This window comes from Amycolatopsis sp., assembly GCF_035546795.1.
Lineage (GTDB): Bacteria > Actinomycetota > Actinomycetes > Mycobacteriales > Pseudonocardiaceae > Amycolatopsis_E.
This window is the reverse complement of the sequence record NZ_DASZWC010000002.1, coordinates 49,156-62,995: the sequence shown is the minus strand read 5'-3', so window position 1 is coordinate 62,995 and position 13,840 is coordinate 49,156. Positions and strand designations below refer to the sequence as shown.

Genomic DNA, 13,840 nt, shown 5'->3' with positions numbered 1-13,840 from the left:
CCGTTCCATGCCAGCGACAACGGCGGTCGACGTGCACGCCCATCATTTCGGCACGGATCTCCCCGCCTTTCCCGGGAACGCGCCACGGCTCGTGGTCGACGGACCGGACGGCGGCCGGATCCTGCGCGGGGAACGCACGTTCCGGAAAGTCACCCCGGTGCTGTGGGACGTGCCGCGCCGCCTTGCCGCGATGGACGAGGCCGGCATCTCGCATCAGGTCATCTCGCCGGTCCCGGTCACCATGGAGTACGCGGCCGGCGACCCGGCCTACGCGCGGGCGATGAACGATTCCCTCGCCGCGGCCTGCGCGTCCGCGGAAGGCCGGTTGTGGGGGCTGGGATGTCTGCCGTTCACCGGGTCCGCCGCCGCCGTCGCCGAGCTCGGCCGGTGCCTGCGCCTCGGCCTGCGCGGCGTGGAGATCGGAACCCGGATCGGCGAACTCGACCTGGACGCACCGGAACTCGACGAGTTCTGGGCGGCCTGTGACGCGAGCGGGGCCGCGGTGTTCGTGCACCCGGTCGGCGGCGGCGCCGACGTGGTCCGTCGCGCCGGGCAGCCCTATGACCTCGGGCTGGGTATGCTCACCGACACCGCGATCGCCGCGTCTTCGCTGGTCTTCGGCGGAGTTCTGGGGAAATTCGCGAACCTGCGGGTCGGGCTGGCGCACGGCGGTGGTGCCTTTCCCTGGGCTTACCCCAGACTGCGGGTCGCGGCGGCACTGGGCGGGGCACCGGCGGACTGGGATGCCCACGTCCGCCGCCTCTACGCCGACACGCTCGTCTTCGACGACGAACATCTGCGCCTGCTCGCGCACCGGTTCGGCCGCGACCGGCTGCTGCTGGGCAGCGACGCACCGTTTTTCCCGGACCAGATGGCGAAATCCGTCGCCGCGGTCCGGCGCACTTTCCCCGGCCAGGACCTGCTGGCGCCGGGTGCACTCGGTTTCCTGGGGCTGACCGTGAACGAAGGAGCGCATCGATGACCCTGACCAGTGAGAACCTCGTGGCGACGCCGGGGCTGGCGAGCCGGTGGGTCCGGCTCGCCAACGGTGCCAGGGCGCACTACATGACTTCCGGCGACACCGGTCCCGCGGTGATCCTGCTGCACGGCGGGCTCCCCGGTTCGTCCGGCCTGGCCGGCTGGCGGTTCATGGCGCCCTATCTCGGCGAGCGCGGGTTCCGCGTGTACTGCCCGGACATGCCGGCGTTCGGCCTGTCCGACACGCGGCCGGAGTACTGGCCGCGCGGGATGGAGGACTTCGTGGACTTCATCGACGCGTTCGCCGCTGCGCTGTGCCTGGACCGGTTCCACCTCGCGGGCAACTCGATGGGCTGCATGAACACGGTCAACTACACCGTGGCGCACCCGGACCGGGTGCTCAGCTTCGCGCTCATCGCCGGGGACATCGGCGACGTCGTGCCCGAGGACGTGCAGCCGCCGAAGGGGCAGTTCCACATGACCGCCTACGACGGCACCCGCGAAGGGATGCGCGCCATGATGGAGGCGATCATCCACCGCAAGGAGGCCGTCAGCGACGACCTCGTCGAAATGCGGTACCTCTCGGCGAGCGAGCGTATGGAGGCACACCGCCAGTTCTGGCCGTCTCTGTTGCAGTACCGGCACATCACGCCGTGGACCGACCAGAACCGGGCCGCGCGGCTGTCCACCAAGGGCAGGCTCGACCGCCTCGACATCCCCGGCATCTACCTCTACGGCCGACAGGACATCCTGACCCCCGTCGAATGGGGTCACGTGCAGGAGGACCATCTGCCTGGCGTGCAGTTCTTCTACCCGGACGACTGCGGCCACCAGGGCCAGACCGACCGGCCCGAGGTGTTCAACCCGGTGTTCCACGAGTTCTTCGCCTACGGCTCGGTGTCCGGCGAACTGGCCGACAAGGCCGGGGTGTCGGACCGGCGGCCCGAACTGCCGCTGGTGAAACGCGGCTGAGTCAGCGGATCCGCACCACCACCTTGCCGGTGGCCTGCCGGGTGTCGAGCAGTTCCAGCGCCCGGCGGGCCTCGGCCAGTTCCAGCACGTGGCCGGCCAGTGGGCGGATCTTGCCCGAAGCGGCCAGTTCTTCCAGGTCTCGCGCCAGCGTCCCGGCCACGGACGGGAAACGCGCGACATACGGATCGAGCGCCACGCCCACCACACTCAGGTCGCGCAACAGCAACCGGTTCACTTTCACGGTCGGGATGGATCCGGCGGCGAAGCCCACCACGGCCAGCCGCCCGCCGACGTCGAGGCAGCGCAGCGAGTCGGTGAACCGGTCGCCGCCGACGGGATCGACCACGATCTGCACCCCGTCGCCGGTCAGTTCGCGCACCTTGGCCGCCCAGCCCTCGTCCGGGCGCACGACGGCCTCGGCGCCGGAATCGAGCGCTACCCTTTCCTTGTCCTTTGTGGACACGACAGCGATCGGGTGGCCACCGAGCGCGCGGACCAGCTGCAGGGTCGCGGTGCCGACCCCACCGGACGCACCGTGCACCAGCACCTGCTCGCCGGCCTGGAAACCGGCGCGGCGCAAGGAAAACCACGCGGTCGCGTAGTTGAGGTAGAGCGCCGCGCCCGCGACGAAGTCGAACCCGTCCGGCAGTTTCACCGTGTAGTGCGGGATGCCCAGCGCGCGCTCGGCCAGCGCGCCCCAGACGGTCAGGCTCGCCACCCGGTCCCCGGGCCGCAGCCCCGAATCCGCGGGTGCTTCGAGCACCACACCGGCGGCCTCGCCGCCCGCGACGTAGGGTGGCGGCGCGCCGTGCTGGTACTGGCCCCGGGTCTGCAGCAGGTCCGGAAAGGACACTCCGGCCGCGTGCACGTCGATCAGCAGCCGGCCGGTGGCCCACGGATGCGCGCCGGCGGGCTCGGGGACCTCGGCGACGGAGCCCCCGGCGGGACCGGTCAGTTCGTGCACCAGAAAAGCGCGCATGATCAGCTCCGCACCATCGACGACGTGACCGACCGGGTGTTGAGGCTGTCCCCGCCGTCGACCGTGAGCACCTGCCCGGTCACGCGGGCCGCGGCGGGGGAGGCGAAGAAGGCGACCGCTTCGGCGATGTCCTCGGGCCGGACGAGCCCGCCCGGCATACTTTCCTCCCAGGCCTCGACGATGTCCTGCGGCATCGAAAGAACACCGGAACTGGCTGTCATCCCCGGCAGCACGGCGTTGGCCGTGATCCCGGCGGTGACGTTCTCCGCCGCGACCGTCCGCATCATGCCCAGCAGCCCGGCTTTGCTGGTGCTGTAGGAAACCTGCCCGGGCAGCCCGTGGGTGCCCGCGGTGCTGGACACGAGCACGATCCGCCCGAACCCACGGTCCCGCATCCCGCCGAGGCAGGCCTGCAGCACCCGGAAGGTGCCGGTCAGGTTGACGGCCAGGTCCTTTTCCCAGCGGTCGAGGCGGAACCGGTGCGCGGACCCGAACATCGTGGTGAGCCCGGCGTTGCCGACGTAGACGTCGATGTCGTCCAGCGCGGGAAGCTCGCCGGCGGCGATGTCGGCCTGGTAGGTGCAGCCCGGTTCGCGATCCAGCGTTTCCACCGCCATGCCCGCGGCCTCCAGCCGTGCCGCGATGGCCCGCCCGATGCCGCCTTCGCGGGCCGCGCCGGTGACCAGTGCCTTCAGCTTCCCTGCCGGTGTCACGCTGTTTTCCTCCCGTGATCGGATTCGCCTTCGTCGAACGACGGCAGCGCGGGATGGCCCTGCAGCCGCAGTACGAGCAGCGCCGTCTGGACGCTGAGCTGGTCCCCGGCATCGGCCGCGACGTCCAGGCCGGTGGCCTGGCGGACGCGGGCCAGCCGCAGCCGGACGGTGTTCTCGTGCACGCCGAGGTGCGCGGCCGAAACGCGGATGTTCCGCCCGCTGTCGAAGAACGCCTGCAACGTCCACAGCAGCCCGGCTTCCGGCGGTTCCCCGGTGAGCAGGGGGCCGAGGATGTCCTGCAGGTACTCGCGGACCGCGCTCACCGTGCTGTTGGCGACGAACAGCCGGGCGGGGCCGAGATCGTCGACGGCCAGCACCCGTGGTGAGCCCGGCCCGACGAACCTGTCCACGCAGCGCGCGACCTCCTTGGCTTCGCGGTAGGCGCGGCCCAGCTTGGCGGGTTCGGCGGCGGTGGACACCCCGGCGACCGCGTCGGGGGCGATTGCCCGGACGGCCGACTTGACCCGCGCGGCCATGCCCGCTTCGGCGGCCTCGACGAGCAACAGCACGCCTTCCGAACCGCGCGTGGCCAGCACTTCCACACCGAGGCGCTCCTGGAGCGCCCCGGCGAACCGCCGGGCGTCGGGCTGCGGGCCGATCAGGTAGACGAGTACGCGGCGGGCCTGCGTGTCGACGCCCAGGTATTCCCCGCTCGCCCGCAGATCGTCCACAGTGGACGAACCGCGGACCAGCTGGCGTGCCAGGGAGGACCGGGCGTTCCACGCGACCGCGGCCACCCGGCGCTGGACCGCGAACTCGGTGCCGGCGTGACCGGCCGCTCGTTCGGCGACGCGACGGTCGGCCGGGCGCAGAACCGAGGGATACTCGACGAGGACGAGCCAGCCGAACGTCTCGCCGCGGTGGGCCGCCGGGACGACGAGGTGCCGCCGGGGGAGCCCGTCGAGGCTGGCGGCCGCGATCCCGTCGCGTTCGCCGATCTCGGCGAGCGAGCGCAGCCGGACGGGGTTGGCGCCGGGCGGGCTCTCGGAGGCCACGAGCCGTTCCCTGGCGTCGAACAGCGCGGTGACCTTGCCGGTGAGTTCCGCGCAGGCCGACACCAGCGCGCGCAGTCCGCCGGGCCCGCCGATGAGCCCGCTCAGCCGTCGTTCCGCCGCGGCTTCGGCGGCCAGTTGCTCGTTTTCCCCGAGCGCCACCGCGGCCAGTGCCGCGAACGCGGAGAGCCGTTCGAGGGTTTGCCCGTCGACCGTGGCGTGGGCGGGATTTTCCAGCACCAGCACGGTGGACGGGCTCACCGGAACCACGACCGAGGTCCCGTCGTGGCCGGCCTCGCCGGGGGAACACAACCGCGCCCGGCCGAAGCCGGCGATCACCGGTGCCTGTGCCAGTACCGCTTCCCGGATCCGCGTGCTCACCGGGCGAGTTTGGTCTTGATGTCGCCGCGTAGCACGTGCTTGCGCACCTTCCCGGTGGCGGTCATCGGGAGTTCGGTGAGCAGTTCGAGGCGCTCTGGGAGTTTCGGCGTGGCGACGTCGTGCTCGCGGAGGTAGCCGGTCAGGTCGGCCAGCGTGGGTTCGGCACCGGGAGCCGGGACGACGTAGGCACAGACGCGTTCGCCGAGGCGCTCGTCCGGCATCCCGACCACCGCCACCGCGGCGACGGCGGGATGTTCGATCAGCAAATCTTCCAGTTCCCGCGCGCTGATGTTGAGCCCGCCGCGGATCACGATGTCCTTGAGCCTGCCGGTGACCCGGACGAACCCGTCCTCGTCCATGACGCCGAGATCGCCGGAGCGGGAATAGCCTTCGGCCGTGAACAGGGCCGCGGTCTGCTCCGGATCGCGGTAGTACTCCAGCATGTGGCTCGGCCCGTGGTACGCGATGTCCCCTTCGGTGCCGCGTGGCACCTCGGCGCCGGTCTCGTCCACGATCTTGACCGAGGCGCCCGCGACGGCGCTGCCGTCGGAGGTCGCCGAACGCTCCGGCGGATCGTCCACGGTGCACAGTGTGGTCAGGAAGTTCTCGGAGCGGCCGTAGAGGCTCAGCACCCGGCAGCCCGCGAACTTTTCGGCGGCACGGCGGACGATGGTGCCGGGGATCGGCGAGCCCGCGCACACCCACAGCCGCAGACTGCTCGCGTCGTGCCGGTCGGGATCGTGCGCCGCGGTCAGCATCTGGAGGAACGGTGTGGCGGTCACCGCCGCCGTGCAGCCGTGTTTGGCGATGCGCTGCAGGCCCTCTTCCGGCTGCCAGGCCTCCATGAAATGGGAGGAGGCACCGGCGAGCAGTGGAAGCACGACGCTGGTCACGAGCCCGGTGCTGTGGGTGATCGGCGACGGGCCGAACTGGACGTCGTTTTCGGTGTAGCGGACGCTTTTCGCGATCGCCTCGGCGCTGGCGCGCAGGGTGTTGAAGGTGTGGAAGCAGCCTTTGGGGCGAGAGGTGGTGCCGGAGGTGTAGACGATGAGGAACCCGTCGTCGGCCGAGGGCGGGGGCGGCAGGTCCGGTTCGGGCCCGGACATCAGCTCGTCGAGCGAGGCGGCCGAGTCGTGCCCGCCGCGAGCGAGGACCAGCTGCCGGATCCCCGGCAGCGCCGAGAACATCTCCCGGTGCCCGAAGCCCTTGAACTCCTCGCAGGTGATCGCGACCTCCGCCCCGGAGTGTTCGAGGATGTAGCCGACCTCGGCCGCGCGGTAGATCGGCATGATCGGCACCAGCACGGCGCCGAGCCTGCCCACCGCGGCGGCGATGACGGCGAACTCGGTCCAGTTGGGCAGCTGGACGGCGACCCGGTCGCCCCGCCCGACTCCCAGCTCGCGCAGGCCACCGGCCAGCCGCAGGCTCTGCGCACGCGCGGCGGAGTAGGTCCGGCTGGTGGTGCCGTCGGACACGAAGACCTTGTCCCCGTGGGTTTCCGCCCTCCTGGTGAGGAGTTCGGACATTCCTTCGCGGTGCCAGTAGCCGGAGTCGTAGAAGGCCCGGATCTCGTCTTCGCGGTAGCGATCTCGCACGGTCGGCGTTGACATGCGTGTGCCCTTCCCGGTGAGTGAGTGGTGCGCGTCACTCCTGTTGGTCTGAATTTATAATTATCAGACCAAAGATGCAAGTATGGCTCCATGGAATGCCAATGCCTGTGCCGCCCGCTGGGGCATGACCCCGGCGTGTGCAGCGCGAACGCGATGCCGAACTTGACCGTTCCCCTCGCGCCGGGCAGCGAGGCCAGAGTGCCCGCGTGCCCGTTCTGCTTCCGGGCCGTGACCACGCCGCGCCGTCAGTTGATCAGGACCCCGCCGTCCACAGGCAGGCTCACGCCGGTGATGTAGGCGGCGGCGTCCGAGGCGAGGAACACGGCCGCGGCGGCCACGTCGGCCGGGTCGCCGATCCGGCCGAGCGGGATCTTCGCGTCGATGATCCCGCGCCGGTAGTTCTCGCTGTAGTTCGCGGTCGCCTCGCTCGGGAAGACCCCGGGCAGCAGGGCGTTGACGCGGATCCCGCGCGGGCCCCACTGCGCGGCGAGGTCCCGGGTCAGTCCCAGTATCGCGGCCTTGCTCGCGCTGTACCCGGCTGCGGGCATCTTCGCCGTGGTCAGCGCCATCACGCTGGAAATGTTGACCACGGCCGAGCCCGGCCCCATCACCCGGCCGCACGCCTGGGCCATCCAGTACGCCCCGAGCAGGTTGAGCTCCACGACGGACCGGAAGTGCGCGGGCGGGTCCCCGGTCGCCGGGAAGTACTTCCCGCCGGTGCCGGCATTGTTGATCAGGATGTCCACCCGGCCGAAGGTGTCCAGTGCCGCCGTGACGAGGGCGTCGCAGTCCTCGACGCGGGTCACGTCGGTGCGCACGGCCAAGGCGTTTTCACCGACGGAACGGGCTGTCTCGGCGAGGCGGTCTTCGCGGCGGGCGCCGAGCGCCACCGACGCGCCGGCCTCGGCGAGGGCATGCGCGAACGCGACGCCGAGCCCGGAAGACGCGCCGGTCACGACCGCGACCTTGCCGTCGAGGCGGAAACGGTTCATGGTCCGCTTCTAACACGCGGCCGCACCCCGTTCCGAGTTCCCGCGAACCCGGCGGTGTGGAGATCTCCAGTGCCGGCCCGCCCGGCGGTTGCCCGCGGTGGCGGGGCTTCGCACCCTGGAACGGTGCCGGAACTCGATCAAGACCAGATTCTGCGGCGAGCTGCCCGGCAGTGGCCCGGCGCCACGCTCGACCGCCTGCGCCGCCTTCCCGGCGGGGTCTCCAGCCTCACTTTCGCCTCGGTGCTGCGGCGTCCGGGCAAGCCCGGCACGCCCGTCGTGGTCAAGGTCGCGCCACCCGGGCTGGCGCCGGTGCGGAACCGGGATGTGCTGCGCCAGGCGAAAATCCTGCGCCTGCTGGGGGAGGAGGGCGCCGTGCCGGTGCCGACGGTGCTCACCGAGGACGCGGGAGACCCGCCGCTGTTCGTGATGACCCTGGCCCCCGGTGAGTCCTACGAACCGCTGCTGGACGTCACGCCACAGCCGCCACCGCCCAGCGTCGTCACCGCCCGCGCGCTGGCGGCCGCGCGTGCGCTCGCGCGGATGCGGGACTTCCCGCCCGCGAAAGCCGGGGAGCGGCCCGTCCCGGTCCGTGCGGAGCTCGACCGGTGGGCCCGGCTGCTCGACACCGTCGACCCCCGGATCGCGCCCCGGCACGAACGGCTCTACCGCGAGCTCGCCGCCCGCCCGCCGGCCCCGATGCCGCCCTGCCTGTCACACGGCGACTTCCGGCTGGCGAACATGCTGTTCACCGGCGAGCGGCTGACCGCGGTCATCGACTGGGAGATCTGGTCGGCCGGGGACCCCCGGGTGGATCTGGCCTGGCTGCTGATGCACACCGATCCGCCGCACCGGTTCCACGACACCCGCGGCGAGGCCGATGTCCGGGCGGGCAGCGGTATGCCGTCCGGCGCCGCCTTGCTGGACGCGTACCGCGAAACCCGGCCCGGTGCCGTGCCGGACCTGCCGTGGTTCCTGGCCTACAGCCACTACAAGACGGCATCGACGCTCTCGGTGTTCGTCAAACGCAACCGGCGCGCCGCCGAGCCCGAGCCGCGCCTGGAGACGGCCGCCGCGAGCCTGCCGGACGTGATCGAACGGGGCCGGGAAATCCTGGTTCACCGGAAGTAGCGCCCGCGGCTGGAGAAATCCACAGTGCCCCCGCGCCGCTTCCACGTACGGCGTCCGGGCTTTTCCTACCGTGGCGGCGAATGCCCCGGAACCGAGAGGCCGTGCCATGGACTGGTCCATTCCCGATGACGTCACCGGGTTCGTGAGGGACCTGGACTCCTTCATCGCAGCCGAAATCCGGCCGCTCGAGGCGGACAACCCGGACCTGTTCGACCATCGCCGCGAGTTCACGCGCACCGATCTCGAGCGCGGCGGCATCCCCACCCGGCGCTGGCGCGAGCTGATGCGGGAAGCCCGGCGCCGGGCCGATGCCGCCGGGTTCTACCGGTATCCGCTGCCCGCCGCGCTGGGCGGCCGGGACGGTACGAACCTCGCCATGGCGGTGATCCGGGAGCACCTCGCCGGGCTCGGCCCCGGCCTGCACGCGGAACTGAGCCACGAGGCGTCCGTGGTGGCGAACCTGCCGCTGGCACTGGTGTTGCACGAGTACGGCACACCGGAGCAACGCGAGGCGTACCTGGAGCGGCTTGTCTCCGGTGAGCTGGAGATGGCCTTCGGGCTCACCGAACCCGGGCACGGCAGCGACGCCACGTACCTGGAGACCACCGCGCGCCGCGACGGCGACGACTGGATCATCGAGGGCGCGAAGCGGTTCAACAGCGTCGTCGATGTGGCCGAGGTGGACCTCGTGTTCGCCCGCACGTCCGGCGAGGCGGGCAAGGCCGCCGGCATCACGGCGTTCCTCGTGCCGACGAACGCCCCGGGCTTCGAGATTCCGTACTACCACTGGACTTTCACCATGCCCAGCGATCACGCGGAGGTCCGGCTCGACGGGGTGCGCGTCCCGTCGTCGGCGGTGCTCGGCGAGGTCGGGCGCGGGCTGGACTGCGCGCAGCTGTTCGTGCACGAGAACCGGATCCGCCAGGCCGCGTCCTCGCTGGGGGCCGCGCAGTTCTGCATCGACGAGAGCGTGCGCTACGCGGGGGAGCGGGTGATCTTCGGCAAGCCGCTGCACGAACATCAGGGCATCCAGTGGCAGCTGGTCGAGCTGCAGACGGACGCCGAGCTGCTACGCAACACCCTGTACAAGACCGCATGGCTGATGGACACGCACGGGCGCACCGGGGTGACCGACAAGGTGTCGATGGTCAACCTCCGCGGCAACCAGCTCGCCTGCCGCGCCGCCGACCGCGCGATGCAGATCCACGGGGGTGTCGGCTACACCCGGCACAAGCCCTTCGAGCACATCTATCGTCACCACCGCCGCTACCGCATCACGGAAGGCTCCGACGAGCTGCAGCTGCGCCGGATCGCGGGGTCGATGTTCGGGTTCCGCAAGGGCGGGCTCAGCGCCGCAACGTAGCGAGCCCGTTGCCCGCGAACCCGGTGATCAGGTCCGCGAGCGCCGGGGTCTGCGCGAGTTTCGCCGGCCAGTAGGCGATCGAGAAGATCACCCCGAGGCAGGCCTGGGTGCCGGCGGCGATCTCGTCGCCTGCCGCCCCGGGGAAGCAGCGGGCCACGGCCGTTTCCCAGCGGGCGATGTACTGGCGGCGGCGCCGGTCGAACTGGCGCTTCCACGGCTCCACCAGCGACCGGTCTTCGCGCTGGTAGATGTTGACCAGGTGGCGGTGCCCGACCGCGAACCCGACGTGGTGGCGGATCAGCCGTTCCAGGTCCTTGCCCGGATCCTCGTGCACCGGCGCGGTGGCGCTGAGCAGCTCGTCGAGCGCCTCGTTGAACAGCGCGGCGAGGATCTCGTCCTTGCCGGAAAAATGCCGGTACAGCGCGGGCCCGGACAGCCCGGCACGCTTGCCGAGCTCGTCGACACCGACGCCGTGGAAGCCCTTCTCGTAGAAGACCGCGGCCGCGGTGTCCAGGATTTTGCGGTCCCTGTCCACCGGCCGAATCTAGCACAGGTGTGAACGATCGTTATTGCGTCTAGACTCGGCCTGCGGACTGAGCGGAAGGGCACAGCGACGTGCGGACGGAAGCGGAACTGGCCGGCCGGGGCCGGGCCTTGCTGCGGGAGGCGGCTTCGGCCGCCGGGGCGAGGGTGCCCGAACCCGGTGATCTGGCCGGCTTCGACGGCCCGCTCACCGTCCTCGTGGCGGCGCTGCGAGAGCAGCTGGCGGAGTCGCCGCGTCCGGCCGAACTGGCCGGGATCCTGGCTGACGCGCAGGATTTGCGCTACGAGATCCGGGAGTGGCTCTCCGGGCAGCGCCGGCGCAGGCTGGACCGGCTCGACGCCGGGCTGGCCCGGCTGCGGAAGGTGTCCGATCCGGACGGCCTGCTCGATCGCGTGTGCGAGGCCGTGGTGGAGTCGTGCGGGTTCGACAGGGTGATGCTGTCGAAGGTCGAGGGTTCGTCGTGGCGGCCGTGGAAGAGCTTCGCGGTGACCGACGCCGACCCTGAACGAGCGTTCCGCGAATGGATCCGCACCCTCCCGGAGATCCGGCTGGACAACCTGGTGCTGGAGACCGAGATGGTCCGGCGCCGCGAGCCCGCGCTGGTCACCGAACCCGGGGAGGACCCCCGCGTCTACCGGCCTCTGCTGCGTGCCGCCGAGCTGAACTCCTACGTCGCCGCCCCGCTCATGCCGACCGGGCGGGTCATCGGCTTCCTGCACGCCGACTGCGAGTCCAGGGCCGTCACGGCCCTGGACCGGGACATCCTCGGTGCGTTCGCGGACGCGTTCGGCCAGATCTTCGAGCGCGCGGTGCTGCTGGGCCGGCTCCGGGAGCAGCGAGAGCAGGTGCGCCAGGCGATGCGGACGGTGGAGACCGTGCTCGAAGACCTCGCGTCCGCGGAGATCGACCTCGCGTCCCGGCCGATCACGTCGCTGCGTCCCGCGCAGGGTCCGGTACGCTCGTCGGCCACCCTCGAAGCACTGCTCACGGGCCGGGAGCTGGAAGTGCTGGCGCTGATGGCCACCGGTGCGACCAACAGCCGGATCGCCGAGGAGCTGGTGATCGCGGACGGTACGGTGAAGTCACACGTCAAACGGATCCTGCGCAAGCTGTGCGTGGAGAACCGGGCGGAGGCGATCTCGCAGTATCTCCGGCTGACGATGGGTGACGGCGGCTTCTGAATTACCAAGCCGACCAAAGTGGGCGGATACGGGGCCGCACCCGATCTGCTGGTGGAAACCCGTTTCCGCCGTGACTGTGGTCGACTTGGTAACCAGCGACACAGTATGGTCCAATAGTTCAACCTATGGAGGTGGCGGGGTGCGGGCGGTCGTGCTGCGAGAGTTCGGTGCCGCGGACGTGCTGCGCCCGGATCAGGTGCCCGACCCGGAACCCGGGCCGGGCTGGGTCACGGTGCGGCTCAAGGCGAGCGCGTTGAACTGGCACGACGTCCTCGTCCGCCGCGGCCAGTACGGATCCCCGCTGCCGCACGTGCCCGGAGCCGACGGTGCGGGAATCCGCACCGACACCGGCGAAGAAGTGGTCATCGTGCCGTCGCTGTGGTGGGGCGACGACGAATCGTCGCCCGCGCCCGGCTGGGAGATCCTCGGCGACCACCGGCCCGGCACGTACGCCGAACTGGTGCGCGTGCCCGTCGAGTGCGTGGCACCCCGCCCGGCCGGCTACAGCTGGGAAGAAGCCGCCGCGCTGCCATTGGTCGGGCTGACGACGTATCGCGCCCTGTTCGCCCGCGGCGGGTTGCGTGCGGGGGAGTCCCTGCTCGTGCTGGGCGCGGGCGGGGGAGTCGCGACGACCGCGGTCGCTTTCGGTTGTGGCGTGGGCGCTTCGGTGGTGGTCACCTCTTCCTCGACGGGCAAGATCGAGCAGGCCCGGGCGCTCGGCGCCGCCGGCGGGGTGCTCTACACCGAAGCGGACTGGGGACCCCGGGCGAAGGAACTTTCGCCCGGCGGCAAGGGTTTCGACGTCGTGCTGGACTCCGTCGGCACATGGGCGGAGGCCTTGCGGGCGTTGCGCCCCGGGGGACGGCTGGTGGTGCTGGGTGCCTCGGCGGCCGAACAGGCGCCGCTCGACGTACGGCGGTTCTACTTCGGGCAGTACAGCCTGCTGGGCACGACGATGGGCAGCCCACAGGACTTCGCGGGGCTGCTCGCCCTGCTGGACGGTCATTCGATCGCGCCGCCGGTCATCGACCGGGCCTTCCCGCTCGAGGACGCGGCGGCCGCGCACCGCTACCTGGAACAGGGTGGCGGCTTCGGAAAGGTGGTTCTACGGCATGACTGACACGCTGGTGCGGTACGAGGTCGACGACGCCGGCGCCGCGTTCGTCACGCTCGACGACCCCGCGACCCGCAACGCGCTGAGCGACGAACTGCTCGACGAACTGTTGCGGGCGCTGGAAACGGCGAAGCACGACGACGGTGTCCGCGTCGTCGTGCTCGGTTCGTCGCACGAGCGCGTGTTTTCCTCAGGCGGCAACCTGAAGGCTTTCGCCGACGAGCGCCCGCCGATCGAGAAGTACGCGGGGCTGGACCGGTTCCCGCGGCTGTTCAAACTGCTCGGCGCGCTCGGCAAGCCGGTGATCTGCGCGGCGGGCGGTGACGTGCTGGCCGGCGCGTTCGGCCTCGCCTTGGCCTGTGATCTGGTGCTGGCCAAGGAATCCGCGCGGTTCGGCTGCCCGGAGATCAACGTGGGAGCCTTCCCGTTCATGATCTCCGCGCTCATCTACCGCAACGTCGACCGGATGAAGGCCAACGAGCTGATGATGCTCGGCGACAAGATCACCGCGACGGAGGCCGCCGGACTGGGTGTCGTCAACAAGGTGATCCCGGATGCCGAGTTCGACGAGACCGTGCGCTCCTGGGCGCACCGGGTGGCGGAGAAGTCGCCGTTGCTGATGAAACTGGGCAAGGACGCGATCGACTCGACCCGTGACCTGGGGCTCTCGGAAGCGCTGGATGTGTTGCAGGCGCAGCTGGCGCTGGCTTTCACGACAGCGGATCTCGGTGAGGGAGTGGCCGCGTTCCGGGAGAAGCGCGCGCCGGTGTGGAAGCGGCGCTGACCGGCCCGATCGCACCCTGAAAGGCGGTGCGGGCAGCCCTGGACGCGCC

At 71.0% G+C, this 13,840-nt stretch carries 13 protein-coding genes; 7 read left to right on the top strand and 6 right to left on the bottom strand.

What is annotated here, in order from left to right:
- Positions 1-7 precede the first annotated feature (7 nt).
- Both VHD82_RS01880 and VHD82_RS01875 read left to right on the top strand, forming a co-directional pair.
- Positions 8-982 carry an amidohydrolase family protein gene (locus VHD82_RS01880; protein ID WP_325696276.1) on the top strand — a complete coding sequence of 325 codons (975 nt, stop codon included), beginning with the start codon at positions 8-10 and terminating at the stop codon, positions 980-982.
- The gene (locus tag VHD82_RS01875; protein ID WP_325696274.1) at positions 979-1,950 is read left to right on the top strand and encodes an alpha/beta hydrolase; all 972 of its coding nucleotides are present in this window, start codon (positions 979-981) and stop codon (positions 1,948-1,950) included. Before VHD82_RS01880 ends, VHD82_RS01875 begins: the two co-directional genes overlap by 4 nt.
- 1 nt (position 1,951) lies before the next feature.
- On the opposite strand, the gene VHD82_RS01870 is transcribed toward VHD82_RS01875, so the two are convergent.
- From VHD82_RS01870 to VHD82_RS01850, 5 genes are all read right to left on the bottom strand, one after another.
- Positions 1,952-2,929 (bottom strand): NADPH:quinone oxidoreductase family protein, encoded by a 978-nt coding sequence (locus VHD82_RS01870; RefSeq protein ID WP_325696272.1) that lies wholly within the window; start codon positions 2,927-2,929, stop codon positions 1,952-1,954.
- 2 nt (positions 2,930-2,931) lie between these two features.
- Entirely contained in the window at positions 2,932-3,642 is a 711-nt protein-coding gene (locus VHD82_RS01865) for an SDR family NAD(P)-dependent oxidoreductase (RefSeq protein ID WP_325696270.1), read from the bottom strand.
- Positions 3,639-5,075, bottom strand: a complete 1,437-nt coding sequence (locus VHD82_RS01860) for a helix-turn-helix domain-containing protein (protein ID WP_325696268.1) — start codon at positions 5,073-5,075, stop codon at positions 3,639-3,641. Before VHD82_RS01860 ends, VHD82_RS01865 begins: the two co-directional genes overlap by 4 nt.
- Complete coding sequence (locus VHD82_RS01855) at positions 5,072-6,685, bottom strand: AMP-binding protein (RefSeq protein ID WP_325696266.1); 1,614 nt, start codon at positions 6,683-6,685, stop codon at positions 5,072-5,074. Before VHD82_RS01855 ends, VHD82_RS01860 begins: the two co-directional genes overlap by 4 nt.
- Positions 6,686-6,930: 245 nt before the next feature.
- On the bottom strand, positions 6,931-7,677 hold the full coding sequence (locus tag VHD82_RS01850; RefSeq protein ID WP_325696264.1) for a glucose 1-dehydrogenase: 747 nt from the start codon (positions 7,675-7,677) through the stop codon (positions 6,931-6,933).
- A 123-nt stretch (positions 7,678-7,800) separates the two neighbouring features.
- On the opposite strand from VHD82_RS01850, the gene VHD82_RS01845 reads away from it, so the two are divergent.
- Both VHD82_RS01845 and VHD82_RS01840 read left to right on the top strand, forming a co-directional pair.
- On the top strand, positions 7,801-8,805 hold the full coding sequence (locus tag VHD82_RS01845) for a phosphotransferase family protein (protein WP_325696262.1): 1,005 nt from the start codon (positions 7,801-7,803) through the stop codon (positions 8,803-8,805).
- A gap of 106 nt (positions 8,806-8,911) precedes the next feature.
- The gene (locus tag VHD82_RS01840; protein ID WP_325696261.1) at positions 8,912-10,168 is read left to right on the top strand and encodes an acyl-CoA dehydrogenase family protein; all 1,257 of its coding nucleotides are present in this window, start codon (positions 8,912-8,914) and stop codon (positions 10,166-10,168) included.
- Here VHD82_RS01840 and VHD82_RS01835 read toward each other — a convergent pair.
- On the bottom strand, positions 10,152-10,703 hold the full coding sequence (locus VHD82_RS01835; RefSeq protein ID WP_325696259.1) for a TetR/AcrR family transcriptional regulator: 552 nt from the start codon (positions 10,701-10,703) through the stop codon (positions 10,152-10,154). The genes VHD82_RS01840 and VHD82_RS01835 overlap by 17 nt on opposite strands.
- A gap of 80 nt (positions 10,704-10,783) precedes the next feature.
- On the opposite strand from VHD82_RS01835, the gene VHD82_RS01830 reads away from it, so the two are divergent.
- The 3 genes from VHD82_RS01830 (at position 10,784) to VHD82_RS01820 (ending at position 13,791) form a co-directional block, all read left to right on the top strand.
- Positions 10,784-11,893, top strand: coding sequence for a helix-turn-helix transcriptional regulator (locus VHD82_RS01830; RefSeq protein ID WP_325696257.1), 1,110 nt, complete (start codon positions 10,784-10,786; stop codon positions 11,891-11,893).
- A 139-nt stretch (positions 11,894-12,032) separates the two neighbouring features.
- Positions 12,033-13,013 (top strand): quinone oxidoreductase family protein, encoded by a 981-nt coding sequence (locus VHD82_RS01825; RefSeq protein WP_325696255.1) that lies wholly within the window; start codon positions 12,033-12,035, stop codon positions 13,011-13,013.
- Positions 13,006-13,791, top strand: a complete 786-nt coding sequence (locus VHD82_RS01820; RefSeq protein ID WP_325696253.1) for an enoyl-CoA hydratase/isomerase family protein — start codon at positions 13,006-13,008, stop codon at positions 13,789-13,791. Before VHD82_RS01825 ends, VHD82_RS01820 begins: the two co-directional genes overlap by 8 nt.
- The last annotated feature ends 49 nt before the right edge of the window (positions 13,792-13,840 follow it).

Bases quoted from the DNA above. Each gene is read 5' to 3' on its own strand.
- VHD82_RS01880 (WP_325696276.1), top strand. From the start codon at position 8: ATGCCAGCGACAACGGCGGTCGACGTGCACGCCCATCATTTCGGCACG.
- VHD82_RS01875 (WP_325696274.1), top strand. From the start codon at position 979: ATGACCCTGACCAGTGAGAACCTCGTGGCGACGCCGGGGCTGGCGAGC.
- VHD82_RS01870 (WP_325696272.1), bottom strand. From the start codon at position 2,929: ATGCGCGCTTTTCTGGTGCACGAACTGACCGGTCCCGCCGGGGGCTCC.
- VHD82_RS01855 (WP_325696266.1), bottom strand. From the start codon at position 6,685: ATGTCAACGCCGACCGTGCGAGATCGCTACCGCGAAGACGAGATCCGG.
- VHD82_RS01850 (WP_325696264.1), bottom strand. From the start codon at position 7,677: ATGAACCGTTTCCGCCTCGACGGCAAGGTCGCGGTCGTGACCGGCGCG.
- VHD82_RS01840 (WP_325696261.1), top strand. From the start codon at position 8,912: ATGGACTGGTCCATTCCCGATGACGTCACCGGGTTCGTGAGGGACCTG.
- VHD82_RS01820 (WP_325696253.1), top strand. From the start codon at position 13,006: ATGACTGACACGCTGGTGCGGTACGAGGTCGACGACGCCGGCGCCGCG.